The organism is Photobacterium kasasachensis, assembly GCF_050336885.1.
GTDB lineage: Bacteria > Pseudomonadota > Gammaproteobacteria > Enterobacterales > Vibrionaceae > Photobacterium > Photobacterium kasasachensis.
Map to the genome: position 1 here is coordinate 200,320 of NZ_JAKJSH010000013.1, position 23,832 is coordinate 224,151.

Sequence of the window (23,832 nt, forward strand, 5' to 3'; positions counted from 1 at the left end):
AGCTCAAAATAAGAAAAAACGCCAGCGAATACTTTCGCTGGCGTTTTTTAATGCTTAAGGAAGTTATTAAATTAAAGTGACTGAGCCATCTGGTTCATGTTGTGATTGCCCGTTTGGTTCTGGCTTTGTGCCTGATACCTGTTGGTGATGTCATCATATTCACCGTCAATCACTGTTGAACTGGCAGTATAATCGCCGCCCTGTTGTTTAACGGCTTCGGCATATGCGGCTTCGACCTTCTTTTTAATAAATGGTCGGGCGATAAGCGCTGCTATACCAATGAACAATCCCATGATCGCTGCAAATGTCACCGTAAAAAAACCAACGACAAGTGCCAGTACGCTTGCAACAAAATTCTTCATATTGAGCCTCTTTCTTTCTCAGTCATCTTCATTTCTATGATTTGCAGTCTAGCTTAATGAAAATGAATCAAACATGAACACAACATTCAGAAAGCAAAGTTGCTCTCTAATTCGTTTTACACTAACATCCCAGACACTGTTCATTTATACAGGCATTATAATGATCACCACCTTATCTATCAGTAACTACCGTTCTATTCTGCAGCTGACTATGCCGCTTGGACCACTAAATGTAATTACCGGGGCAAATGGCAGCGGTAAATCCAACTTATACCGTGCGCTTCGGTTACTGGCTGATACGGCACAAGGTGGCGTCGTGAATTCACTGGCTGCCGAAGGTGGGCTTGACTCGACTTTCTGGGCCGGACCAGAAAACCTTTCACCTTCAATGCGCCGTGGTGAAGTACCGATTCAGGATGTTGTCAGGAAAGAAGTCAAACGGCTACGACTCGGTTTTTCTACCGAGGATTTCGGATATTCGATTTCTCTGGGATTACCTGAACCCTCTCGATCTGCATTTCGCCTTGATCCTGAAATCAAACAAGAGAGCATCTGGAGCGGCCCGTTCTTTCGGCCCGCAACCCAATTAGTCGCGCGTCAGGGTCCACTCATAAAGATTCGCGATAACAGAAGCTGGCAGATCGCTTCTCAGCATATCAGCCATTTTAACAGTATGTTCGATCAGATAGCTGATCCTGCCACAGCACCTGAAGTCTTCCATATGCGAGAACGAATTCGCAGCTGGCGATTCTATGATCACTTCCGTACCGACAAAGAGGCACCAGCCCGACAACCACAGCTCGGGACCCGTACGCCTGTTCTTCATCATGACGGTAGAGACCTGGCCGCCGCCTTGCAGACCATCCGTGAAATCGGTGACAAGCAGAGCCTCGACAAGGCCATCAATGATGCTTTTCCCGGCGCGAGTATCAGCATTGTTCAGCACCAAGATGGACGATTTTCGCTGGAGTTCTATCAAGAAGGCTTATTACGCCCACTGACAGGCAGTGAGCTCTCTGACGGGACACTCAGATACTTGCTGTTGGTTGCAGCGCTACTTACCCCTCGCCCACCTAGCCTGATGGTATTAAACGAACCTGAGACAAGTCTGCACCCCGATCTGCTCCCGGCGTTGGCCAAGCTTATCATTCATGCTTCGGAAAACTCGCAGGTATGGGTTGTCTCCCACGCAAGCCGCCTGATAGCGGCACTAAACAAGCACCCAGATTGCCATGCCATCGAATTGGACAAGGAGCTTGGGCAAACGAATATTCGCGGTCAGGGTATGCTAGACGAGCCAGCCTGGTATTGGCCGGATAAATAGCACTAAAAGCCCTTTGTTTCAAAGAAGGCTTAAACACTTGAAAAATAAAAATTATCAAATATTCTTATTTTAATAAATTTTCACTATCAAATAATCATGCTAAATACCCAGTGGCTCCAAACCTTCATTACTCTGGTCGAGGTAGGACACTTCACCCAGACGGCAGAAAAACTCTTTATGACCCAACCAGGCGTCAGTCAGCATATCAAGAAGCTGGAGGCGCAAACCGGTACGCCTTTACTAGAACGGTTTGGTAAACGGTTTGAGCTAACCCCGGCTGGCGAAACGTTGTACCATTACGCCCGGCGAAGACGTGACGATGAGCTAGCACTGTTTCAAGCACTGCAGAATGATGATCCTTTTACGGGTGAATGTCGTATTGCTTGTTCTGGCTCGCTTGCGACATATCTTTATCCGCATTTCCTCAAGCACCAGCAAACTCACCCTAACCTCGCCATTCAACTTGAGGCAGCTCCGAACAAGCGGATCCTTGATAACCTGAATACCAACCAAATTGAACTTGGCATAATTACGCAAAATGTAGCCATTCCAGAATTAGAGCAAGAAAAAGTAGGTGCCGAGCAATTATGCCTAGTTATTCCCGCTGGTATGGAAAAGGTTGTCATTAATATGGAACAGTTAAACCAGCTTGGATTTATTAACCACCCTGACGGCGAACATTACGTAAGGCAAATTATTCAGGCTAATTTTGATCATAGCTTTAATAGCATCGAATCATTAAAAGTCGCTGGCTATATCAATCAGCTCAACCAAATCCTGCTCCCCGTTTCACTGGGGCTTGGCTATACCGTACTGCCTGAAAAAGCCGTAACCTGCTTTCCTCAGCAAACTAAAATCCATGTAGTTTCATTGGATAAGCCTGTCTATGAAAACTTATACCTGATCAGAAAAAAGCATCGCCCGTTGCCCAAGCGGTATGATTTCTTCATGAGACAAATCCGCACATTACTTTCATAACAGCAAATAAAAACAAAGCCTTGCAATAAGCAAGGCTTTGGACTGTATCTCTGAGGAACCACCAGATCAGAACGGTTTATCACAGGTCGCGCATTAAGGTCTCATATTCTTCTTCAGCAGATTCGATCAGTTTCGCTAGCTCTCTGGCATCATCATTTGCAAGATTTAGATGCCACCGAACAGATTCTGCACCTAATTGGTCACGGCAAACCAATTCAGTTTCCTTACCGGCTGAATAGAAATATAACTCATCAAAATCAGCCTTAAGGCTATTATTATTTTCCTTAATGTTTACCTCTAACTCCCCGGTCGGAATAACGGTTACTTCAGCGTGTAACTCATTATGACCCGGCAGAACAAACTGCCGACATTCAGCTAACATGATCTCTGCCTCCATCTTCAACCAACCTGTTTATATTTTAGCCAAGATATAGCCCCCTCGATAAAGATTCACAAAAACAACACAATCATTCACCGTTAAGCTTGATTTAGATCACAGTATGTAGCCATATAATCACTATTAGATGAATCATTCGATAGATTCCTAATTACGATAATCAGTTAAGCACCCTAAGGACGAAGTAATGATAGATTTTCGCTCAGATACTGTTACTCAGCCATCGCTTGCAATGCGTCAGGCTATCGCTAATGCACCAGTCGGCGATGATGTTTACAGCGATGATCCGACAGTTAACGACCTGGAACTGTGGGCGGCAAAACGACACGGCTTTGAAGCAGCGCTATTTTGCAGTTCCGGAACACAAGCCAACCTGCTCGCATTAATGGCGCACTGTGAGCGAGGAGATGAATACCTTTGTGGTCAGCAGGCGCATAATTACCAGTTTGAAGGAGGCGGTGCTGCGGTTCTGGGTTCCATCCAACCTCAGCCTATTGAGAATGAGAAAGACGGTACTCTATGTTTTAAGAAATTAGCAGCAGCCATAAAACCGGATGATGCACACTTTGCCCGCACCAAGCTATTGAGTATTGAGAACACCATCAATGGTAAAATACTACCGCTTTCTTACTTAAAGCAGGCTCGTGAGTTTGTCGACCAGCATGAACTAAAACTTCATCTAGACGGAGCTCGTGTCTATAACGCCGCCGTCGCCTTAGGTGTCGATATTACGGAAATTTCTAAACATTTTGACTCGATGACGATCTGCTTGTCCAAAGGTTTGGGAGCCCCTGTTGGCTCACTGGTTCTTGGCGACGCTTCACTAATCAAAAAAGCACGCCGCTGGCGTAAGGTACTTGGTGGCGGCATGCGTCAAGCAGGTATTCTGGCCGCAGCCGGCAAGATCGCGCTGACAGAAAACATCGACCGTCTTGCTGACGACCACGCAAATGCTAAATACCTTGCTCAACAACTCACTGAAGTCGATGGTTTTGAGGTTAACATCGATCATGTAACAACCAATATGCTCTTTGCCAAGGTTGATCTAAACATTGATCAAGTCCGGCTAGTCGCAGCGCTAAAAGAGCAAGGTATATTAATCAGTGCCGGAAACCCGATGCGATTGGTAACTCACCTGGATATCAGTCGCGAAGATATCGACAAATTTATCACCGCTTTGAATAAAGCATTGGGGTAATTAAGTCGTTATCGTTGCTAATAGCATGAAGGCGCTCTCGAGCGCCTTCCTATCAAAACCGGTAGCCAAAACTCAATGTCGACAACGCATGCCTGACTTCCACATCGTTATCATCCACTCTTGTCGGTACGGCAAACCTTAGCCCAAGCTCCCATTGCTTGTAGTTCATCACTGCTCCTAAATGCGAGTTAACCCCTATGCCTGAATTTTCAAATACCGTTCTCTCACCATTACTCGCAATCAGATCACCGTCAGCATTCAGGTAGTTGATCCCCGCTCCTAATTCGAAACGCCAGCTTTTACAGTCGCTGCAAAGCGTTTTGTCGCCCCACTGATAAAAAAGCACAGGGGTAAAAGAAACAGAGTAACCTTCAAATTCACCATCACGAAAGCCCTGACGGTTATCGTCATCATAATCAAGCTTAAAATAAGCCGCATTCAGTTCTGTGTGGTACCCCCAACGGCTATCATCAGAGAAATAAAACGGTGACTGGATCAGAGTGACAACGGGTGTAAACGATGTTGACGAACTGAACGCCACGTCATCAAACTGTCCTTTGCTAGAAACGTCTATCGTACCGGTACTCTTGGCAAGCCCTAATTTCAGGCTCGGCACTCTAAAAAGGGTTTCAGCTTCTACAGCAATAACCGATTGCAACGGATTTAGCATAACGATGCTAAAGCAAATCCATCCATATTTTTGCATACGCTGTCCTTACACTACTTCCCATCTAACAATGATATTCAGATAATCCCTGTTAGGGCAAAAAAACTAGCAATTAGTACACCCTATTATTCGTTACCATGGCATAGTTCATCGGGAAAAGCCCGAACTTGCTTTCTGCCACAACGACATTAGTGACAAGCTACACAGTAATATTGAAAACCACAAAAATTCAGATAGTTAATAACATTATAATATAAATAATTTGCTCGAAGGATAATTGAGGTGGGAACACACGCCAGGGAGTATAAGGAAATAAGAAGCAGTGGGTGAGATAAAGATGAACGGGCGGCTACCAATCATTGATAAAACCGCCCGAATTCACAATATGCATTAGAAAAGCTGATGATTAAGCAATAGATGACAAATGATGCTGGCGATATATCCCAGTGCAATCACAGGCATCCACTTCAAGTGACCAAAGAAGGTATATTTACCATGCGCTGCGCCCATCAAGGCCACCCCGGCAGCCGAGCCAATAGACAGCATACTGCCTCCAACTCCCGCAGTTAAGGTAACCAATAGCCAGTTGCCGAGAGTCAGATCGGGTTGCATGGTTAACACTGCAAACATCACAGGGATATTATCGACAATGGCCGAAAGCACCCCAACCATAATATTGGCCCATACCGGGTTCCACTGGGTATACATCACCTCCGATACCATCCCGAGATAACCCAGTAAACTAAGCCCACCAACACACATCACGACCCCATAGAAAAACAACAGGGTGTCCCATTCAGCATGGGAGACACGTTTGAAGACATCGAACGGTACAACCGAGCCAAGTCGTTTTAACGCCGCTTCATCATGATTGGCCATTGCAATGGCCTTCTTCTTGGCAAGCGAGCGCGGGAGGGTTTTGCGAAGGTAGAAGCCGAAAAACTGCAGATACCCAAGGCCCATCATCATACCTATTACCGGTGGGAAATGAACCATGCCGTGGAAGGCAACAGCGGTAGAGATAGTCAGAATAAACAAGGCCACGATACGGCGTGCCCCCCGTTTTAGCTCAACATATTCGCCAATCGTATTTGGTTGGGTTTTCGGCACAAACAGCGACATGATCACAGCCGGGACCACATAATTTATCAATGACGGGATAAAGAGATCGGTAAATTCGAGGAATGAAACCAACCCAGCCTGCCAAACCATCAAAGTCGTAATATCACCAAAGGGACTAAACGCACCACCAGCATTGGCAGCCACGACAATATTGATACAAGCAAGATTAATGAAGCGAGTATTGTCGCCCCCCACTTTCATAACGACAGCACACATCAACAACGCGGTTGTCAGGTTATCGGCAATGGGGGATATTAAGAACGATAGAATGCCCGTCAGCCAAAACAAGCTTCTGAAATTAAAGCCCTTGCTCACCATCCAGGCCTGAAGCGCATCAAACAGTCGACGCTCTTCCATCGCGCTGATATAGGTCATCGCGACAAGGAGAAACAGTAACAGCTCTGCATACTCAAGCAAGTTATGTTCGAGTGCACTTTTTGCAACATCTATTTGACCTAGTTCCTGAAACACAAACCCTATCATCAGCCAGATAATACCGGCAGCCAGCAGTACAGGCTTTGACTTGCGAAGTTGTAAATATTCCTCGGCCATCACAAGGCAATAAGCCAAGGCAAATATCAACAAAGCCACATAGCCTACAAAAGACTGGGTTAGATCAACCTCAGAGCTCACTGCCATTGCTGGTGTCGCTGTCAGTAATCCAGCTATACATAATACAAGCTGTTGAACTTTCATCCTGTTTCTCTGCTCCTTGAGAAAAATACATCTACGCCCAAGTGTACACATAACTATTAGATATTAACGTGAAGCATACCGATAAGCCGACCAAAACTAGCAACATACCCTTAACAACCTTCAGTTATTTGGCTAAATGAGTAATCAAAAGCGCAAATAATGAAACAGTTAATTAATTAATGTCGACCCCATCACCTTCTCTATTTATTCACTTTACATTAAATAGAAATGATAATAATTTGCATTGCGAATTAACTTGTATTGTCTTAGGGAGAGAACCGTGGAACAGGCATTTCACCCCGAACCATTGGTAAGCATTAGAGAGTTGGAAATCACCTATGTTACCGATCAAGGTGACTTTCGTGCGGTAGATAACGTCAGCTTTGATATAGGTAAAAGCGAGATTTTTGGACTCGCCGGCGAATCCGGCTGTGGCAAAAGTACCATTGCTTTTGCCATTAACCGTCTACATAAGCCGCCAGCCCTTATTACTCATGGTCAAATTCACTACGACGGCCTCGACCTCCTCACGCTTAGCGAAAGAGAAATGGGGATTATTCGCTGGAAAGAAATTGCTATGGTGTTCCAAAGTGCCATGAACTCCCTCAATCCGGTACTGCCCCTTAAAGAGCAGTTTGCCGATGTTATGAGGCACCATCTAGGATATAGCAACGAACAGGCCAATGATCGCGCTGAGAAGTTACTGGATTTGGTCAACATTCCGCGCGACCGTTTATCTGACTATCCTCATCAGTTCAGCGGTGGTATGAGGCAAAGGCTGGTTATTGCTATCGCACTAAGCCTAAGTCCCAAGCTGATCATTATGGACGAACCGACCACCGCACTCGATGTGGTTGTCCAGCGAGAAATACTGCAACAAATCTATCAACTACGAAAAGAGTTTGATTTCTCGGTACTGTTCATCACCCATGATCTTGCCCTCATGACCCAGCTATGTGATCGCGTTGCCGTTATGCGCAAGGGGAAAATTGTTGAAGTAAACAGCTCCAAAGAGATCAGAAACAACCCGCAACACCCATATACACAGCAGCTATGGGCTTCGTTCCCGAATATTCATGAAGAAGCCGATCACATTCGTGTTACAGAGGATATTGCCCTATGAGCCAGCCGATTATAGAAGTAAAAAACGTTGTCAAAGAGTTCCTGGCGGGCGGTATGGGATCGAAAGACATCTTCCGCGCGCTCAATGATATCAGTTTCAAGCTATATAAAGGACGTACCCTGGCACTTGTGGGGGAATCTGGCTGTGGTAAAAGTACCTGTGCCAGGCTCATTACCAAAGTGCATGAACCGACACAGGGGAAAATCTTATTTAACGGCAAGGATATTACCGAGATCACCTCGAGAAAAGAGCTCCTTGAGTATCGCGGCAAAGTACAAATGATTTTCCAGGATCCATTCGGGTCACTCAACCCTACTCACACGATTGAGCACCACTTGACTCGCCCTCTGCTGATCCACAAGCAAGTCAGCAATAAGCAAGCATTACGAGCAAAATTGGAAGAGCTGATGACGCTCGTCGAGCTGCCGGTTTCTGATCTGAGTAAATATCCTCACCAGCTCAGCGGCGGTCAGCGACAGCGTGTTAACCTGGCCCGTGCCATTGCCGTTGGGGCCGAGGTCATTCTGGCCGATGAACCCACCTCCATGCTGGATGTTTCTATTCGCCTCGGCGTCCTCAACCTGATGAAACAGATGAAAGAGCAAATGGGCATTGGTTTTCTTTATATCACCCATGACCTGGCTACTGCCCATTATATTGCTGAAGAAACCGCTGTGATGTACCGTGGACGTATAGTGGAATGGGGAGACACTCGCTCTATTCTGAGGAATCCAACTCATCCTTATACTCGATTATTGATATCGGCGGTTCCGGATCCGGACCTGCCTTTCCACCAGCTTGTTGATTCTGAGCCAAACTATTCCTTAAGTGCGGATAAAATTCGTACACTTAGCCTCAAGGAAGTCGATGGCTATCAGCAAATCAGCGATAACCATTTCGTAGTCAACTGGGAGAGCGAAAAGGAAAACGTTGCATGAACCAACTTAGTATCTGGTTAGCCGGGATAAAATCCTGGTACCATCCACAGCAACAGTCTGATATTGACATATTAGTTAACGCCGTTAGCCATGCACCGGAAGAAATTTTCGGACCAATAGAAAGCGAGCTTCACAGTGAGGCTTTGGCTTATTGGTTAGATGCCTGTACGCGGTTGAGTTACTACTATCAAGACCGTCAAGAGATAGACAAAGCCTTCAGCTATCTGCAGTTTGCTTATGCCAAGTTGCAAGATATGGCATGCAGACCAGAACTTGATAGTGATATGAAGCGCTGGTGCCTAAAAAAGCTGGACCGGATGATTGTCGCCATCATGGAATTTTGTCAGCGCCAGTGCGAGACAAAATGGCAGCAGGAAAGTACACAGCTCATTGAACTACACGTGATGTTCATGGAAGGCCAGAACAACCTCAACCTAGCCTACTCCGATAACTACCCAGCAATTAAGTAATTCCCCGTAACACACTCAGCCTTACCAAACGGTAAGGCTGATGTAAAAATTATCCTCTCTTCACAAGTTTTTACTAAGCTAAAGATAGCGCAGCAAATAAGCTATTGAAGGTCTTAGAACTATGACGTTAAAGGCAATTATCAAGCACTTCTTATTATTCTCTGTATTCTGTAGCACTAGCGTTAGCATTTCCGCACTGGCCGAATCCATGCCCAGTCCACCAGAGATTGCCGCAAAAGCCTGGGTCTTGATGAGCTACGAGTCAGGTCAGGTCATCGCCAGTGAAAATGAACAGGCACTATTGGCACCGGCAAGCCTGACAAAGATAATGACAACCTACGTGGTGGGAAAAGAGCTCAATGCGGGGCATATTGCAGCGGACGACAAAGTTATTATCAGCGAGAATGCGTGGGGTCAGAAGTTTCCCGGCTCATCAAAAATGTTTCTCAATGTCGGTGACGAAGTCTCTGTTGATGATCTCAACCGCGGGGTGATTATTTCATCGGGTAACGATGCCACTGTTGCGCTTGCCGAGCATGTTGCAGGCCATCAGCCAGCATTTATCGAAATGATGAACCGCACGGCTGAAAAGTTGGGAATGGATAACACCTATTTTGCCAACCCGCACGGCCTGGACTCTGAAGACCAACATACAACAGCCTATGACATGGCCCTGCTGACACGTGCACTCATTCAGGACCTGCCTGATATCTATCCCTTTTTTAAAGAGAAATCGTTTACCTTCCAGAAGATAAAGCAAGGAAACCGTAATGCCCTGCTGTGGGATACCTCATTGAACGTCGATGGAGTCAAAACTGGTTACACAAAGAAAGCTGGCTACAGTTTAGTCTCCTCTGCTGAACAAAATGATCAGCGCCTTATCGCTGTGGTGATGGGAACCGACAGTGTGAATATACGTCGTACCGAAAGCAAAAAGCTCCTAACCTGGGGGTTCCGCTTCTTCCAGGATATTACGCCGCAATTTAGCAACAAAGAACTGTCTACGCTTAAAGTATGGTATGGCTCCCCTTCTGCCATAGCCGTTGAGGTAGCCGACGGAGGAACAATCACCGTGCCAAGGCGCCAGCGAAAGAATATTGAACACAGGATCTTCTATAACAATGAGCTCGAAGCGCCAGTCGAAAAAGGGACACAAGTTGGCAAAGTGGAATGGTATCTAAATGATGAATTGCTAACAGAACAACCCATTCTAGCGGCTGAAAGTGCCAGCAAGGCCCCCTGGTATAAATCTATGATTGATGTTGTCTGGCGACCAATCGGCCAATGGTTTACCGAGCAGGATTGGGAGCCTAAATAACTCGCTTCTACTAATAAGAACAGGCCTACGGGCCTGTTCTCTCAATAACGGGGCGGACTATATATTTCTGTAACTAATCATAGTCACCATCAAAGATGACACTCTTATGAAGCCATGATTCAAGAATGATGAAGCCCCAGGCTAGTCATTAGTGCTCCGGCTTCATCCAAACCGATTTAAAATCAAACCATCCCATTGAGTTAGACTGCATGCCCTGAATAACCCCCGTGTCATCAACCCCCAGCCAATTATGGAACAGCGGAAGGATCTGCCCACCTTGAACCAGTTTGGCACCGATGCTCTGGCATGGTGACTCCATGGCAATGTCAGCACGCCAATGTGCAACGCTACGCTCTATTTCGTCAAACTCCGCTTCGGGCATAGCGCGTGCGATATGGTCAAAATTATAAAACCAAGACAAGATGGCATCATCACGGTAGTTACTGAGGCTCATCCCCCCAAGCCAGATATCAATTTTGTCTGCATGCTTACCCGATAAAATTTCCATCGTCGATAGCTCCAGCACTTTTAATTTAAGGCCATCTTCCGCTAATAGCTTACGCATGGCAGAAGCAATATACGGATAAACCGGATGTTGCTCCGCGAACGCCAACGTAACATTACGTCTTGCCGGTACCGAAGTTTTTTCTGTCATCAGAGGCATATGCGCCCAGCCGGGAAGAATGCCATAGGCATTGGTAAGACGAAAATCTCCGATTTCATTCTTTTCAAGCAGAGGCAGTACATTCAATGGCGTTAAACGACATCTAAAATATGCTAGCCATTGATCATTGTTAGCCAGACCTGTCATTCGATTAAACAGCAGATAATTACATCCCTCATCCAGCTTAAGACGTGTTGAAACACTGACACCACTTAGCTGGCTGCTATCCGCCGCCGGCTGTAGATAGCATGAGGCCACTTCTGACAGCATCCAGATATCAACGACATCAATCAGTGCTCGCATACCGAAATAGTGATCAAATGCCTCTAGCTTAAATCGCTGCTTGTCATTCTGTATAACGCGGTACGGGCCTGTACCTATCGGGAAAAGCTCATTATCCCTTTCATGCTCAGCATCGGCTGGCTGAATAACAGCACTGACATTGCTCAGTAGCTCAGGTAATCGATAGTCATCACTTCTAAGGTAAATATCAATAGTATTGGGAAATGGTGAGTCAACTGTTTGAATATGCTTAAACAGTCGCTGTTTTTTTACCTGCTCAAGCGTTGTGATAATGTCCTGGCTATCAAGCAACTTGCCGTCATGGAATCTGACCGCGGGACGAATATAAAAGCGCCAGTGGCGTGGAGAAAGAGACTCCCAGTGATGCGCCAAATCACCCTCGACTTCCTCTTTTTCCTCATTTATTCGGGTTAGGCCGTTAAAGATCTGTCTGGCTAAGTGCTGTTCCGAACGACGAAGCGGACACAGCGGATTAAGGTTACTGAATGCTCGATAGTACGGTAGACGAACAATCTGTTTGCCTTGTGCTGTGGTGTGTCCTAGCTGTTCCTGGATGAGCTGTGCCAGTTTATCTGCGTTGTTTTCCAGCACATCGAGCGCTGGCTCCAGCTTGCCTTCTGCTACCAGCTTTCGCGCATGCATGTACTGTAATTCACTGTCAGAGCTGTGAAAAACAAGCTTTGACTGCTTTCCTCGTCCTACCGCAGGCTGCCAATCAATCCAGCCCTTTTCAACCATTTTGTTGATCACCATGCGTACGTTACGACGGGTACAAAACAGTACTTCGGCAATATCCTGCAGGTTTGTTTCGCAGTCTTCTCCGGAAAAGTGGCTATAGAGGCGCTGAAATTGAATTTTAAGCCTTTGACTGCTCATAAAAGAGGAACCTTTGTAATTTATTTATTCTGTTTTTCACTTCCTATTTTAACTTAAAATCAAACGTATACAAAAACAAAGTGATTCCGATGGTAGCCAGTACAAGAGCTGATCATTTTTACCCCCATTCAATTGTGAATCTCCTGAGTGAATGCTGGCTACCATCTTTTTACTGAGTAACGGACATCGAAAAGCAATCAGTCGAGGCTCTTCTTAAAGCGCATCGAAGCAACAAGTAAACCAATGACGGTAAATCCGACCAGCCAAACGGCATCACGCCACAAATCAATCAAATCAGCCCCTCGCAAAACGATACCTCGGATCAGGCGCATAAAGTGTGTTGCAGGTAATACCTCGGATATCCACTGGGCAATATCAGGCATTGCCTCATACGGGAAGATAAAGCCCGACAACAAGATTGAGGGCAACAAGATAAACACCGTCATCTGCATGGCCTGAAGCTGAGTCTGGGCTATCGTCGATATTACTAGCCCCAAAGTCAGGCTGGCTGAGATAAACAATAAGGTCCCAAGCAACAATTGCGATAACTCACCGTTTATCGGAACATCAAATATGAAATGCCCCAGCCCAAGGATGATCCCAACCTGAATGAGCCCGACAAAAATATAGGGGATGATTTTCGCTATCATCAGCTCGAGAGAATGTACCGGCGTGGTGATCAATAGCTCCAGGTTGCCCCGCTCCCGCTCGCGCACTATTGCTGCCGAGGTAAACAGTATCATTGTCATCGTCAGAATCACGCCAAGCAGACCAGGAACGATATTCACAGCTGAACGTCTGGATGGATTGAAATACAAAGCAACATCAAAAGTAGGCTCAGCAGGCGGCTGGTATGTCAGGAGATCCTGCAATGGCATGGTCTGTAATTGAAGCAAGGCCGAACTGATCATTGTATCTGAACCATCCACCAGCCACTGCCCGACGGTGCGCTGCTGCACGATCCGCTGTGACAGATCTGAAGGAAGGACCAGCGCTGCTCTTACCGTACCTTCAGTAATCGCCTGTTCGGCTTCTGCCGCTGTAGGGTAAGACTGCGTAACCACGACCACCTGCGTTGCTTTCACGGCTTCGGTTATCACCCTTCCCACAGCAGAATGGCTTTGATCAACAACCGCAACTGGGATATTTCGAACATCGGTATTGATTGCGTAACCAAACAACAGCAACTGTATCAGTGGGATCATCACAACCATACCAAACGTAATGCGGTCTCGTGACAGCTGGCGAAATTCTTTCACCATTATCGCACTCATACGAAACAGGCTATTCATTGCCTTCCCTCCCCCGTACTTGTCACGAACACATCTTCCAGGCTTGGCCGTGCTATCGTCAATTCTGCGTTACCCAGCACTGGATACTGCTGCCTCAGCCATTTTGTCGGCTCAGTAATATCCTGCTCGACAAGCACCCGTAACCGGATCCCCAATTGCGCCGCAGAGCGTATTTCGTCTCGCTTTAATAGCTCTGTTTTGAGCTGGCGGAGATTATTGGCCTGTACCTCGACAACCGTTACGCCCATGTTCTTCATCAGATCTTCCGGGGAGCCATTCGCTCGAACCACACCCGATTCCATAATTGCCAGACCATGACAGCGCTCTGCCTCATCCATATAATGGCTGGTAACAAGAATCGTCGTTCCCTGATCACTCAAATCAAATAATTGCTCCCAAAAATCACGGCGATTTTCTGGATCAACAGCCGAAGTCGGTTCATCCAAAAACAGTAGGCTGGGTTGGTGCATCGTGGCTGCAGCAAGCCCCAGACGCTGTTTTTGGCCACCACTCATACTCCCAGCCCGCTGCCTGACTAACCTATCAAGGCCATAGGTAGAAAGTTGTTCATCAATACGCTTGGCAAGCGGTTTTGTCGACATACCGAAAATCTGACCAATAAACTGAAGATTTTCTTTAACGGTCAGATCTTCATACAGCGAGAACTTCTGGGTCATATAACCAATACGAAGGCGTAACTTTTCTGCTTCCCGGGGCACTTCCAAGCCAAGGACTTCAACCTCCCCGGTTGTCGGACTTAGCAGGCCTGTAAGCATACGTATCGTTGTCGACTTCCCACAGCCATTCGGACCGAGAAAGCCATAAATGCTGCCCGTCGGGACCACAAGATCAAGCCCATCTACAGCGGTAAAATCGCCGAACTTCCGAGTGAGCTGCTTTGCGACTATTGCATTCTCACTCATGAGGCATCTCCACCTGAGCGGGTACACCTGCGGGGAGATCTTTGGCTTCGTCAGGCATATCGACCTCAGCCAGATAAACCAAACGGGCACGGTCTTGTTCATTCAGTGCGTAATATGGGGTAAAGGCCGGCTCTGTAGCAATCCAACGTAAAGTACCGATATAACTGTTCGCCATACCATCAACATGCACTGTCAGCTTATCACCCGCCTTCAGTTTCACCCTATATGGCTCAGGTACATAAACACGCGCATAAGGAACTGTATCTGCCTGAATGGCAGCCACAATACTGCTCGTTGATACTCGCTCACCGACATTATACGGCAGGCTATCTAACACCCCATCCCGGGTGGCGATAATCGTCAGATCATCGAGAATTTGCTGTTGAAGGGCGACCTCTGCGCTGGCCGCTTCAAGGGATGCCTGAGCCTGAGTGATATTTTCCGGACGTTCCCCGCTGGTTAATTTGGCAAGGTTCTCAGCAGCGGAATGGTAATCAGCCTGGGCAGCATCACGCTCCGCCCTCGCCCTATCACGCTCTGAGTAGCTTGCTAATTTTTGAGCAACAAGTTTGGTTATACGGCGATAGGAACTCTCTGCCTCGGTCAGTGTTGCTTTTGCTCGCTCAACACTGGCCTGTGCAGCTGCGATATCTTCGGGGCGCTCACCATTGGTCAACTTCAGCAAATATGCAGCAGCTTGAGCTTCTTCAGCCTTAACGCGAGCAATAACTGCAAGCTGCTGCTTGTTGTCCAACTGAACTAACACGTCACCTTTTTTGACAAACTCACCTTCTTTAACAGGCTGCAGGCGAACTATCTCACTAGAGGTGGCTGTCAGGGTGACCCTGTCACGTTCAAGTGTGCCCAAAGCCTCCGTTGGCCCTTGCTCTGTACATGCTGTTACGGCAAACATCAATAATAAAGTGTGCAATACTCTTCCCATAGCACCGCCCCTATCAATTTCAAGTCATATTAAAAGTGTACGCCGTTGAAACTAATGGACAATCGATTTAATTACCTAAAAGAAGAGGAAGTGATGAGCAAAATAGTGCTCTATATCAAGTTCTTGCGAATTGCTTCATCATCATGGCTCTGCTACATTCATACGCTTAATTCCAAGAGTCAATAAGTACCTAATTTATTGTACTTTTCTCTCTTTATAACCATGCATTAATTTATGGGTATTACTTTGAAAACTGCTGATGATTTCATTCAACACCTAGAGCTGGAACAGCATATTGAAGGTGGTTACTACCGTTCCTCGTATAACTCACAAAGCAATTTCGACCAGACACGCTCTTTGTGGACCAGCATCTATTTTCTTCTTCGAACAGGTGAGGTTTCGCACTTCCATCGCTTAACCGCTGATGAGATGTGGTACTTCCACGCCGGTGAGTCACTGACTATCTATATGATTTCAGAGCAAGGTGAGTTAACAACGGCACAGCTAGGCCTTGATATCGCGGCTGGAGAACGACCTCAGTTCCTCGTACCCAAAGGATGCATTTTTGGTTCGGCTATGAATAAACCAGGATTCTCACTCGTAGGCTGCATGGTGTCACCTGGCTTTACGTTCGAAGATTTCGAGCTCTTTAGCCAAGAAACACTGCTGGATATGTACCCTCAACACGAAGAGATTATTAAACGCTTGAGCCGCCCTGAGAATTAAACAACATTTGTTGGCGTAAATTCATTTAGTAGCTCATTTTGAGCTGCCCTTCATAGAAAGGGCAGCTCTTGATTATCAGGCCGTTTCAAGAACAATACGATAACGAGCCTTGTTGGCAGCTACCTTATCCATCGCCTCGTTTATCTCGTTGATTGGCATTATCTCAATCTGTGGCTCAATTCCATGTACTGCAGAGAAATTAAGCATCTCCTGCATGAAGTGACGACCACCAACGATACTGCCAACAACTGATTTTTGACCGAAAATCAACGGTAACAATGGCACTTTCATTTCTGAAACCGGTAAGCCGACAAAGCAGAGTTTTCCATTATTCGCAAGAAGATCGAACGCCATGTTCCAGTCAGCATCAGCAGAGATGGTACAAACAATGAGATCGAATGTTCCTTTAGCCTCAGCCATTTCATCTTCGTTGCCCCACTGAAGGAAGTTATGAGCGCCAAAACTGCGAGCTTCTTCTTCTTTCGACTTGGTCGTCGAAAATGCCGTTACTTCAGCTCCCATTGCATTGGCATATTGAAGCGCAAGATGACCCAGACCTCCGATACCCATAACACCCACTTTCATACCGAGTTTGTCAATATGAGTTCTGAGTGGGGTGTATACAGTGATACCGGCACATAGTAGCGGTGCTGCAGCTGCAGAGCTAAGCCCATCAGGAATTCGATAGGCAAAGTCGGCAGGGACGCGCACCTTGTCAGCAAATCCACCATGGTGCCCAACAATTAGGCCCGTGTACCCTTCACGGCAGATGTTCTCCTGACCACTGAGACAATGGTCGCAAGAACGGCACGAGTCTCGAATCCAGCCTAAGCCGACACGGTCACCGATATTGAGGTTTTTAACCAGTTTTCCTGTTCCTACGATTTCACCGACTACCTCATGACCTGCCACTAATGGAAACTGACTAATATCCCAGTCATCATCCCTCATGTGCAGATCCGTATGACACACACCGTTGTGGGTAATCTTGACATCAATATCCCAATCGCCCATTGCTTCAGGGCTATAAGACCAGGGTACAAGCTTACCTCCCGCTTCCATAACAGCATAAGCATTAAATTTATCATTACACATTCGCGATTCCTCATAAATTGATTGTTAGCTAAATAATTTATAAATTTCTAATCGCGTATTTATACATAAGTAATCAGTTTCATTAAGGATTTTACTAAGAAAAGTTGATTTATCTATTTCCTTTTGCAAAGCATGACTGCAACAAATATATGGTGCATGAAATTCTATGACTTTCATCTCTTAACTGAGAACAAAAGTAGTTACATCAAATTTAAAACATTAACCCTACCCTAACAACAAAATCACGGAGTACTGTGCTTGCAATAATAAGAAGCTATTTATAATCTAACCTCTTATTATTAACAATAACCAAAAACAGAATACTTTAAGTATCAACAAGACATAATAACGTTCAGAAATATTCTCAGATAATAGCGTTATACAGATCATCCGTTGCTTGTACACTATTTGCTTAACTACCGAGTATAACTAGATAGCCCTCAACCTATACCGACTTATCAAATGATCAGGAGCCTTATTAGCCCTACCAACTCCCATGTCCTATGCTTACAGAATCTATAATATAAAGGTGGTTAAACATTGAGAATTCTCATTATTGGCAGCTCTGGCGGTATAGGTTCAGCTCTGGTAAACCTGTTCCTTGCATCTAACACTGAAGCCATTATTTATGCAACTTACCGAACTAACAAACCTGAAATTGATAATGATCGTATTCATTGGTTCAACATAGACGCATCGTCTGAGCCTGATTTTCGCTCACTCACAGACAGCATTCCGAGACTGGATATACTAATCAATGCAGCTGGATTTCTGCACTTACCGGACACAAAACCAGAAAAATCTATCAATGAATTTACTCGTGACTTTTTCGACCAGAACATTCATTCAAACGTCCTTCCTACTATCTACCTAGCAAAATACTTTTCTACTCAGCTGAAGTCGAAGCATAGAACATACTTCATTTCACTTTCTGCTCGAATCGGGAGCATAGAGGACAATAAAATCGGTGGATGGATCAGTTATCGATGCTCAAAAGCAGCGCTGAACATGGCCATTAAAACCATTAGCATAGAGTGGAAACATAAGCTACCTAACTGTTGTGTACTCGCGTTTCATCCAGGAACTACCGATACTGACCTATCAAAACCATTTCAGAAAAACGTACAACCAGACAAACTGTTTACAGCAGATTATGTAGCCCAGTGCGTATTGAATGTATTAAATACTGCAGCGCCTGCTGATTCTGGTAAATTCTTTAGCTATGATGGCTCAGAGATACCTTGGTAGCATACTAAATCTCACTACAAAACTAGATAGTTACACTACGCCCTGTTGGGAGATGTTCAAGTCGATCACCCAAAACATCTTTAAGTATCCCAAACGCTTTCATTCCAGTGCAATGACCCGTGTAGAGCTTGTCGATTGGATAACTTTCCAAAGCCTGCCCGATAGCCTTAATCTCCTCTTTACTTCCTCCGATACTATCAAATATCGGTAAGCCGACAAGATGAAAACCACCTACAACAGCCTTAATCCTTGCGCTCGGAAAAAGCTCAACAGCAGTTTGAACCATATTGATAACCCCACTATGTGCACAACCTGTAAAAACAACGAGACCATCGCTTTCTTTGATAATCAGGAGTAGTTCATGGTCAAAAGTATCTGGCTTGCAATCCTTACCTGAATTAACAAACAGGTATTTATTACCTTTTGGTTGTTGATACCTGGAGCCTATATTCGTAACAACATAAATGTTAGGCAATATTTCTGTCATCTCGTTAACGAAAGAAAATCGTTCTGGTGCTTTCTCAAATATTTCCCTCTCAATACCGATATTACTCTTAAAGCCAAATACCCTAAAAGAATAATCGGTTTCTTCACAGTCTCGAAAGTACACCTGAGCTTTAGTGTTGCAATCCAGAAAATGAGTAACACCATTGCAGTGATCATGGTGCCGATGTGAAATAACTGCAACATCTATGTCTCGAATTTCAACACCCAGTAATGCAGCATTATCGCAAAACGCTTTACCACTACCGACGTCAAATAAAATCTGCTGACCCATTGTCTCTACGTGGAGAGATAGCCCTCTCTCAACTGCGAGATCGGGTCTGCTGTTCAACCGTGAGTTATCAACTAAAGCTGTAAGTTTCATAATTACCTATTGAGATAGAAAATCTTTTCTGTGGTTCGTGCCGTTTCCAGTAACCCGGGAGCAATTAAAAAAACCTCTTTAGCACCTTGTTACTCTTCTACTTTCTCTGAATTCAAAGCATAAGTACAAACAGTTTCTTATTAACTTGTTGTACTAAACTGTCATCATTGCGACTAATTCAGCAAGGCTATTTTTTGCTTATACGTATAAAATTACGTCATTTAGGCTTGGAAAATATGTTGCTTTTATATCCGGCTTGTGTCATGTACATTTTCATTGAAACATCGTTATATATTGATAACTGATTGTCAATCAGTAAATTCCTGCAAAGCATCCGAAGAACCAAATAATGCCGGGCGTAAAGTGCCCCACTAAACCAGCAAAGCACAGTGAACTTCATACCAAACCGCCGAGTTTAACCGGTCACTTTGATTGCTTTTTTATGTACGTTAAATTCATTTTCTAAGTACTTTTCGGCTTCGAGCAGATTTTTTCAACGAATCCTTCAAACCATGTTCTTAATGTAAAGTTCTGTCTCTATCTATATTACAAGTAGAGAATAATGCACTCATTTTTCAACGACTGAATGATCAATAGTTAAAGGATTTAGTCAAAAACAGTTTATTTTATCTTGAACTGCCTTTTATTTGTATACTGACTCGCAAATAAACATTGTTAACAGTACTATTTTTAACCCTCTGTGCAATATTCATTATTCTGAAGATTTAATAGTGTTTAATCGATAAATGGAGTATTCATGATTGTTCATAAAATGATTGGCTTATTAGCGTTGACCGTTTCCTGTGCTGCACAGGCCGCAGAACCTGTCTATGATACAGATGGTACGGCAACTCGTATAACGAGTTATACTAACGGTCCAGTGAAACAGATTGAAGTGAGATCATCTTCAAATTATTACATGGAAGCGCTTGTTCATGCTCAGTCGCCAACAATTGAGTGCACAATGGCTGAGCTTATTTCAGAGTCAACTCAAGAAGCTTTTTCGACTATTGGGTTGACACCTACGCCGTTTGGCTTTGTTGTCCACGGAGAGCTTCCAAAAGGCAATGAAACGCTCGCAAAAGCGCTTAAGATTTCTTGCGAAGATGGTGAGCAATCATTTGCCGTATACCATAAAGTTCCAGCTTCCCCTTCTATTCAACTTCAGCCAGATCTACAAGGAGAGGAATGGATTCCACCATACAAATATCGTCCGGGATTCTTCTTGAACCTCAATTATCAGGCACAAGCTTACATTGATAATCACAGCTCTGATGGTGTTTGTACGAGTAATATGCTTACTGGCGTACTTCCCGAGTTTAATTTCCTACAAGATAGCAAGTCTCAGTTTATTAGCGATAGCTTTGAAGTGTCGGGGCCAGGGTATTACACCAGTATTCACTCTCCATACTTTGCTAGGGGAATTATATGTAGTAACGCGGGTGGTAAAACCATTTTGACTGAGGAGTGGCAGCTATCCAGATATCAGCCAAATGATATTAGCTTAAATATTACAGAAAATTACGAGTAAGCTATATCTCTACTATATATGGCAGTTAAGTGCTGCCATATTCATTAAACCAGCAATAAGGTGTGTTACTACTAGTTCACCAAACCTACTAAACTCCGAATCAAAACCGCCAAGCGTTCTGCGTCACCTTAATGCGTTGTATGGATAATAAAACCAACTTCAGGGTAAAGACCCTAAACGCTTCGACATTTTACTACTCATTGGTCTGTTCGCTTTTATGGTCTATTGGTGGTTTGGAATAATTGCAGAACATAACGGTTGGCACCGTCACTTTCAGGCAAATTCTGTAAAAGACCGACGCGTTTTATCATTTGTTAGGCTAGGAAAAGAGGTCTTCCGACGGCTGGAATATCACATCAACGATTCAGCAATTCGTTGGGCGCAATCCACCCTAATTCTAATGGCAAGGAACAATTATCATGCGTAAATTATGTGGGGATCCGCCAGCGCCTGCAATAAGGTGTGCCCCACCGAAACCAACAAAGCACACTGAACTCCATACCAAAACCGCCGAGTAAAAAGCATCACCTTGATTGTTTTGTTAGCTGCGTGCTCAATAGATTCTGAAAATATTAATTATCTAGCTACTAATTTTTATACCAAAGTGAAATATAGTGCAGAATTATTCCTGAAAAAGCGCCAAACAAAGCAACTTTCATACTACCAAACCACATAATTAGACCCGAATAGCCCTGTGCGGGACCCAAGCCTCCTTTATGCACAACGTCTAAAAGCATAAAGCTGTTCCAAAAAACATGTAACAGTGCTGTAAAAACGAATACACCAGTAGCCATTTTACAGAGCAGCTTATGATTCTCTTTTACTGCTGTCCTACAGAACATCGCAACAACACTAAATGCAATAATCAATGGTGCCGACAACGTACACGACACAATCAATGACTCTAAATAGCCACCATCTCCATGCAAAAACGTTAGAAACACTAATGACATTGAAAACAATAGTATTGCTAGTGCTGACCATATTAATTTGTTCATCGGATATCCTTTCCGTCATGAGTTTCCCTGATGCCTCATAAAGCAGCTAACGCCTGCGATAAGGCGCCCCGCACTAAACCAACAAAGCACACTGAACTTTATACCAAAACCGCCGAGTGTAATGGGTCACCTTGGTTGCTTTGTTAGCTGCTGGAATTTCCAGAGTTAGTTCCAGGCTCTTTCATAAGCATCGATCAGGTTAAACGGTTTTTTTAGTGATTCAATCGAGCGTAATTCATACTTAATATTCTTTGGTAAGTCATGATAATTTCTCTCAACATTTAGATCTACTACTGAAAACATAAGTTTCTTCATAGTAATGATTTGTTTTGAAATATAATTTGGTTTATTAGCAGTTGCATTTGAAGCTTCCAGCACTAACAGCATTCTCATCAACTCACCGTATTCGGGCTGAGAGCATTCTCTAATTGCACTTTGATTCAAATAACCTACCCCTTCTGCTGAAACGCTAGGTAACTGTTTCAGTTTACCTATCACTGACTCTGAGAGAACCTCAGTCTGACTTTTAGAAATACACTCTGAATGTTTACTTTCATAATCAACGAACTTTTGTTGAAGAAGAGCTGAACCGAAGCCAAGGTTATCATCCACACTTGCATAACTAAGTGAAGAGCACCCCGCAACAAAAGTAATAATTACCAAATAGTTAAACTTCATTTTATTTTGCACCCATAATGTACAGACTTCCAAAACAACCTTTCTTTAGGGCTAATTTTACTTCTCATCATCTGAAGGCCTGCAATAGTGCTTATTTGATTATTTGCATATCTATCTAAAGATGACAGTGACTTAAAAAAGTACTCCCAATTTGCTGAGTAGATACTATATGATGTTTGGCTGATATCACTTGATACAGTATTAAATGCAAAACTTTTCTCTATAAAATTTGAAAGCCCCTGCGTTTTCACAGCCAACCCACAAAAATCAATGCAAGCTGGCCAATAACAGTTGCCACCCATCCATATTTAACAGTTTGATTTATATCATTTATTGCATTAATTGCGTCTTGGCTTTCTTTATCAAATGTCATGTTAACAATAGCCGGACATGTACTTTTACTCACTTTGCATCCCTATCTAGAACAAATATCCTTCAGAATACAGTGATGACTTCAACCGCAGTGTGAAGATACCTATCTTCGAGAGCAACTGAGCTCTAAATCGCGCCACTCAAAATATCAATTACAATATCTTTGGATGACTATCACGTACGTCCGTTTATTGGTTGCAGCTAACGCCTGCAACTTGTGAATCCCCACAAAATACCTTTGTAGTTCAATAGGTAGACACGCACCTTACCTTCTAATCTAATGAATTCACCACAAACACAAAAGATTGAAAGCAAGATGCGTGATATTCAAATACTACACGAGTCGCTGGAAAATCAATGCCCTAACATTCACAGAAAGAGACTCCAATCACTCATGGACTCGGTGCAATCATTGCTTAGCAATGATGCACTTACGCTTACTTTGCTTGGGCACTCACTTCCTTCTAAGGCCAAAACCAAACACTGTATTAAGCGCGTTCACCGTTTATTAGGTAATAATCACCTTCACCACGACAGACTCGATATTTATCGGTGGCACTGTCATCAATTTTGTTCGGTCAATGCACAGCCTATTGTCTTAGTCGATTGGGCTGACATCCGCGAATATGAACGACTCATGGTACTAAGAGCATCTATTGCTGTAGATGGTCGTTCTGTTACGCTTTTCGAGCAAACTTTTACTTTCAAAAACTACAACTCTC

Annotated in this window: 23 protein-coding genes and 2 pseudogenes; 12 read left to right on the forward strand and 13 right to left on the reverse strand. The window is 44.3% G+C overall.

The window, feature by feature from the left end:
• Window positions 1–71: 71 nt before the first annotated feature.
• Window positions 72–362: an FxsA family protein gene (locus L4D19_RS18990; RefSeq protein ID WP_428453778.1), complete on the reverse strand. Its 291-nt coding sequence runs from the start codon at window positions 360–362 to the stop codon at window positions 72–74.
• 160 nt (window positions 363–522) lie between these two features.
• Here L4D19_RS18990 and L4D19_RS18995 point away from each other — a divergent pair, with 160 nt between their 5' ends.
• Together L4D19_RS18995 and L4D19_RS19000 are read left to right on the forward strand one after the other, a co-directional pair.
• Complete coding sequence (locus L4D19_RS18995) at window positions 523–1,686, forward strand: AAA family ATPase (protein ID WP_428453779.1); 1,164 nt, start codon at window positions 523–525, stop codon at window positions 1,684–1,686.
• A 96-nt stretch (window positions 1,687–1,782) separates the two neighbouring features.
• The gene (locus tag L4D19_RS19000; protein ID WP_428453780.1) at window positions 1,783–2,664 is read left to right on the forward strand and encodes a LysR family transcriptional regulator; all 882 of its coding nucleotides are present in this window, start codon (window positions 1,783–1,785) and stop codon (window positions 2,662–2,664) included.
• 79 nt (window positions 2,665–2,743) lie between these two features.
• Here the strand turns inward: L4D19_RS19000 and L4D19_RS19005 are convergent, their stop codons facing one another.
• Window positions 2,744–3,046 carry a hypothetical protein gene (locus L4D19_RS19005; RefSeq protein ID WP_075767619.1) on the reverse strand — a complete coding sequence of 101 codons (303 nt, stop codon included), beginning with the start codon at window positions 3,044–3,046 and terminating at the stop codon, window positions 2,744–2,746.
• Window positions 3,047–3,248: 202 nt separating this feature from the next.
• Here L4D19_RS19005 and ltaE point away from each other — a divergent pair, with 202 nt between their 5' ends.
• Window positions 3,249–4,259 (forward strand): low-specificity L-threonine aldolase, encoded by a 1,011-nt coding sequence (gene ltaE / locus L4D19_RS19010; protein WP_428453781.1) that lies wholly within the window; start codon window positions 3,249–3,251, stop codon window positions 4,257–4,259.
• Between the two features lie 52 nt (window positions 4,260–4,311).
• Here ltaE and L4D19_RS19015 read toward each other — a convergent pair whose 3' ends face one another.
• Complete coding sequence (locus tag L4D19_RS19015; protein WP_428453782.1) at window positions 4,312–4,965, reverse strand: hypothetical protein; 654 nt, start codon at window positions 4,963–4,965, stop codon at window positions 4,312–4,314.
• A 351-nt stretch (window positions 4,966–5,316) separates the two neighbouring features.
• Window positions 5,317–6,744 carry a sodium:proton antiporter NhaD gene (gene nhaD, locus L4D19_RS19020; protein WP_075767377.1) on the reverse strand — a complete coding sequence of 476 codons (1,428 nt, stop codon included), beginning with the start codon at window positions 6,742–6,744 and terminating at the stop codon, window positions 5,317–5,319.
• A 280-nt stretch (window positions 6,745–7,024) separates the two neighbouring features.
• Between nhaD and L4D19_RS19025 the strand changes: the two genes are divergently transcribed.
• From L4D19_RS19025 to L4D19_RS19040, 4 genes are all read left to right on the forward strand, one after another.
• Window positions 7,025–7,867: an ABC transporter ATP-binding protein gene (locus L4D19_RS19025; protein WP_428453783.1), complete on the forward strand. Its 843-nt coding sequence runs from the start codon at window positions 7,025–7,027 to the stop codon at window positions 7,865–7,867.
• Window positions 7,864–8,805 (forward strand): ABC transporter ATP-binding protein, encoded by a 942-nt coding sequence (locus tag L4D19_RS19030; protein WP_428453784.1) that lies wholly within the window; start codon window positions 7,864–7,866, stop codon window positions 8,803–8,805. Before L4D19_RS19025 ends, L4D19_RS19030 begins: the two co-directional genes overlap by 4 nt.
• The gene (locus L4D19_RS19035) at window positions 8,802–9,275 is read left to right on the forward strand and encodes a hypothetical protein (protein ID WP_428453785.1); all 474 of its coding nucleotides are present in this window, start codon (window positions 8,802–8,804) and stop codon (window positions 9,273–9,275) included. The genes L4D19_RS19030 and L4D19_RS19035 overlap by 4 nt, the downstream gene beginning before the upstream one ends.
• 121 nt (window positions 9,276–9,396) lie before the next feature.
• On the forward strand, window positions 9,397–10,593 hold the full coding sequence (locus L4D19_RS19040; protein ID WP_428453786.1) for a D-alanyl-D-alanine carboxypeptidase family protein: 1,197 nt from the start codon (window positions 9,397–9,399) through the stop codon (window positions 10,591–10,593).
• A gap of 148 nt (window positions 10,594–10,741) precedes the next feature.
• Here the strand turns inward: L4D19_RS19040 and sgrR are convergent, their stop codons facing one another.
• The 4 genes from sgrR to L4D19_RS19060 all read right to left on the reverse strand — a co-directional run bounded on the left by sgrR (window position 10,742) and on the right by L4D19_RS19060 (window position 15,594).
• On the reverse strand, window positions 10,742–12,436 hold the full coding sequence (gene sgrR, locus L4D19_RS19045) for an HTH-type transcriptional regulator SgrR (protein ID WP_428453787.1): 1,695 nt from the start codon (window positions 12,434–12,436) through the stop codon (window positions 10,742–10,744).
• A 197-nt stretch (window positions 12,437–12,633) separates the two neighbouring features.
• The gene (locus L4D19_RS19050; RefSeq protein WP_428453788.1) at window positions 12,634–13,728 is read right to left on the reverse strand and encodes an ABC transporter permease; all 1,095 of its coding nucleotides are present in this window, start codon (window positions 13,726–13,728) and stop codon (window positions 12,634–12,636) included.
• Window positions 13,725–14,651 carry an ABC transporter ATP-binding protein gene (locus L4D19_RS19055; RefSeq protein WP_428453789.1) on the reverse strand — a complete coding sequence of 309 codons (927 nt, stop codon included), beginning with the start codon at window positions 14,649–14,651 and terminating at the stop codon, window positions 13,725–13,727. Before L4D19_RS19055 ends, L4D19_RS19050 begins: the two co-directional genes overlap by 4 nt.
• Window positions 14,644–15,594, reverse strand: a complete 951-nt coding sequence (locus L4D19_RS19060; RefSeq protein ID WP_428453790.1) for an HlyD family secretion protein — start codon at window positions 15,592–15,594, stop codon at window positions 14,644–14,646. The genes L4D19_RS19055 and L4D19_RS19060 overlap by 8 nt, the downstream gene beginning before the upstream one ends.
• Window positions 15,595–15,828: 234 nt before the next feature.
• Here L4D19_RS19060 and L4D19_RS19065 point away from each other — a divergent pair, with 234 nt between their 5' ends.
• Window positions 15,829–16,320, forward strand: coding sequence for a cupin domain-containing protein (locus L4D19_RS19065; RefSeq protein ID WP_428453791.1), 492 nt, complete (start codon window positions 15,829–15,831; stop codon window positions 16,318–16,320).
• A gap of 75 nt (window positions 16,321–16,395) precedes the next feature.
• On the opposite strand, the gene L4D19_RS19070 is transcribed toward L4D19_RS19065, so the two are convergent.
• Complete coding sequence (locus L4D19_RS19070) at window positions 16,396–17,415, reverse strand: NAD(P)-dependent alcohol dehydrogenase (RefSeq protein WP_428453792.1); 1,020 nt, start codon at window positions 17,413–17,415, stop codon at window positions 16,396–16,398.
• Between the two features lie 540 nt (window positions 17,416–17,955).
• Here L4D19_RS19070 and L4D19_RS19075 point away from each other — a divergent pair.
• Window positions 17,956–18,663 (forward strand): SDR family NAD(P)-dependent oxidoreductase, encoded by a 708-nt coding sequence (locus tag L4D19_RS19075; RefSeq protein ID WP_428453793.1) that lies wholly within the window; start codon window positions 17,956–17,958, stop codon window positions 18,661–18,663.
• Between the two features lie 22 nt (window positions 18,664–18,685).
• Here the strand turns inward: L4D19_RS19075 and L4D19_RS19080 are convergent, their stop codons facing one another.
• Window positions 18,686–19,531, reverse strand: a complete 846-nt coding sequence (locus L4D19_RS19080; RefSeq protein WP_428453794.1) for an MBL fold metallo-hydrolase — start codon at window positions 19,529–19,531, stop codon at window positions 18,686–18,688.
• A 757-nt stretch (window positions 19,532–20,288) separates the two neighbouring features.
• Here L4D19_RS19080 and L4D19_RS19085 point away from each other — a divergent pair.
• Together L4D19_RS19085 and L4D19_RS19090 are read left to right on the forward strand one after the other, a co-directional pair.
• Window positions 20,289–21,062 (forward strand): hypothetical protein, encoded by a 774-nt coding sequence (locus L4D19_RS19085; RefSeq protein ID WP_428453795.1) that lies wholly within the window; start codon window positions 20,289–20,291, stop codon window positions 21,060–21,062.
• Window positions 21,063–21,216: 154 nt separating this feature from the next.
• Window positions 21,217–21,489 (forward strand): annotated as a pseudogene (locus tag L4D19_RS19090) (IS4 family transposase); the annotation flags it as partial.
• Between the two features lie 160 nt (window positions 21,490–21,649).
• On the opposite strand, the gene L4D19_RS19095 reads toward L4D19_RS19090, so the two are convergent.
• The 3 genes from L4D19_RS19095 to L4D19_RS19105 all read right to left on the reverse strand — a co-directional run bounded on the left by L4D19_RS19095 (window position 21,650) and on the right by L4D19_RS19105 (window position 23,144).
• Window positions 21,650–22,060, reverse strand: coding sequence for a hypothetical protein (locus tag L4D19_RS19095; protein ID WP_428453796.1), 411 nt, complete (start codon window positions 22,058–22,060; stop codon window positions 21,650–21,652).
• A 165-nt stretch (window positions 22,061–22,225) separates the two neighbouring features.
• Window positions 22,226–22,738 (reverse strand): hypothetical protein, encoded by a 513-nt coding sequence (locus L4D19_RS19100; protein ID WP_428453797.1) that lies wholly within the window; start codon window positions 22,736–22,738, stop codon window positions 22,226–22,228.
• Window positions 22,739–22,985: 247 nt separating this feature from the next.
• Window positions 22,986–23,144 (reverse strand): hypothetical protein, encoded by a 159-nt coding sequence (locus L4D19_RS19105; protein WP_428453798.1) that lies wholly within the window; start codon window positions 23,142–23,144, stop codon window positions 22,986–22,988.
• A 282-nt stretch (window positions 23,145–23,426) separates the two neighbouring features.
• Here L4D19_RS19105 and L4D19_RS19110 point away from each other — a divergent pair.
• Window positions 23,427–23,832: pseudogene (locus tag L4D19_RS19110) on the forward strand (IS4 family transposase); the annotation flags it as partial.

What these genes read in the sequence shown, in the direction of transcription:
- L4D19_RS18990 (WP_428453778.1), bottom strand. Translation starts at nt 362, where the DNA reads ATGAAGAATTTTGTTGCAAGCGTACTGGCACTTGTCGTTGGTTTTTTT.
- L4D19_RS18995 (WP_428453779.1), top strand. Translation starts at nt 523, where the DNA reads ATGATCACCACCTTATCTATCAGTAACTACCGTTCTATTCTGCAGCTG.
- L4D19_RS19000 (WP_428453780.1), top strand. Translation starts at nt 1,783, where the DNA reads ATGCTAAATACCCAGTGGCTCCAAACCTTCATTACTCTGGTCGAGGTA.
- L4D19_RS19005 (WP_075767619.1), bottom strand. Translation starts at nt 3,046, where the DNA reads ATGTTAGCTGAATGTCGGCAGTTTGTTCTGCCGGGTCATAATGAGTTA.
- ltaE (WP_428453781.1), top strand. Translation starts at nt 3,249, where the DNA reads ATGATAGATTTTCGCTCAGATACTGTTACTCAGCCATCGCTTGCAATG.
- L4D19_RS19015 (WP_428453782.1), bottom strand. Translation starts at nt 4,965, where the DNA reads ATGCAAAAATATGGATGGATTTGCTTTAGCATCGTTATGCTAAATCCG.
- nhaD (WP_075767377.1), bottom strand. Translation starts at nt 6,744, where the DNA reads ATGAAAGTTCAACAGCTTGTATTATGTATAGCTGGATTACTGACAGCG.
- L4D19_RS19030 (WP_428453784.1), top strand. Translation starts at nt 7,864, where the DNA reads ATGAGCCAGCCGATTATAGAAGTAAAAAACGTTGTCAAAGAGTTCCTG.
- L4D19_RS19035 (WP_428453785.1), top strand. Translation starts at nt 8,802, where the DNA reads ATGAACCAACTTAGTATCTGGTTAGCCGGGATAAAATCCTGGTACCAT.
- L4D19_RS19040 (WP_428453786.1), top strand. Translation starts at nt 9,397, where the DNA reads ATGACGTTAAAGGCAATTATCAAGCACTTCTTATTATTCTCTGTATTC.
- sgrR (WP_428453787.1), bottom strand. Translation starts at nt 12,436, where the DNA reads ATGAGCAGTCAAAGGCTTAAAATTCAATTTCAGCGCCTCTATAGCCAC.
- L4D19_RS19050 (WP_428453788.1), bottom strand. Translation starts at nt 13,728, where the DNA reads ATGAATAGCCTGTTTCGTATGAGTGCGATAATGGTGAAAGAATTTCGC.
- L4D19_RS19055 (WP_428453789.1), bottom strand. Translation starts at nt 14,651, where the DNA reads ATGAGTGAGAATGCAATAGTCGCAAAGCAGCTCACTCGGAAGTTCGGC.
- L4D19_RS19060 (WP_428453790.1), bottom strand. Translation starts at nt 15,594, where the DNA reads ATGGGAAGAGTATTGCACACTTTATTATTGATGTTTGCCGTAACAGCA.
- L4D19_RS19065 (WP_428453791.1), top strand. Translation starts at nt 15,829, where the DNA reads ATGGGTATTACTTTGAAAACTGCTGATGATTTCATTCAACACCTAGAG.
- L4D19_RS19070 (WP_428453792.1), bottom strand. Translation starts at nt 17,415, where the DNA reads ATGTGTAATGATAAATTTAATGCTTATGCTGTTATGGAAGCGGGAGGT.
- L4D19_RS19080 (WP_428453794.1), bottom strand. Translation starts at nt 19,531, where the DNA reads ATGAAACTTACAGCTTTAGTTGATAACTCACGGTTGAACAGCAGACCC.
- L4D19_RS19085 (WP_428453795.1), top strand. Translation starts at nt 20,289, where the DNA reads ATGATTGTTCATAAAATGATTGGCTTATTAGCGTTGACCGTTTCCTGT.
- L4D19_RS19095 (WP_428453796.1), bottom strand. Translation starts at nt 22,060, where the DNA reads ATGAACAAATTAATATGGTCAGCACTAGCAATACTATTGTTTTCAATG.
- L4D19_RS19100 (WP_428453797.1), bottom strand. Translation starts at nt 22,738, where the DNA reads ATGAAGTTTAACTATTTGGTAATTATTACTTTTGTTGCGGGGTGCTCT.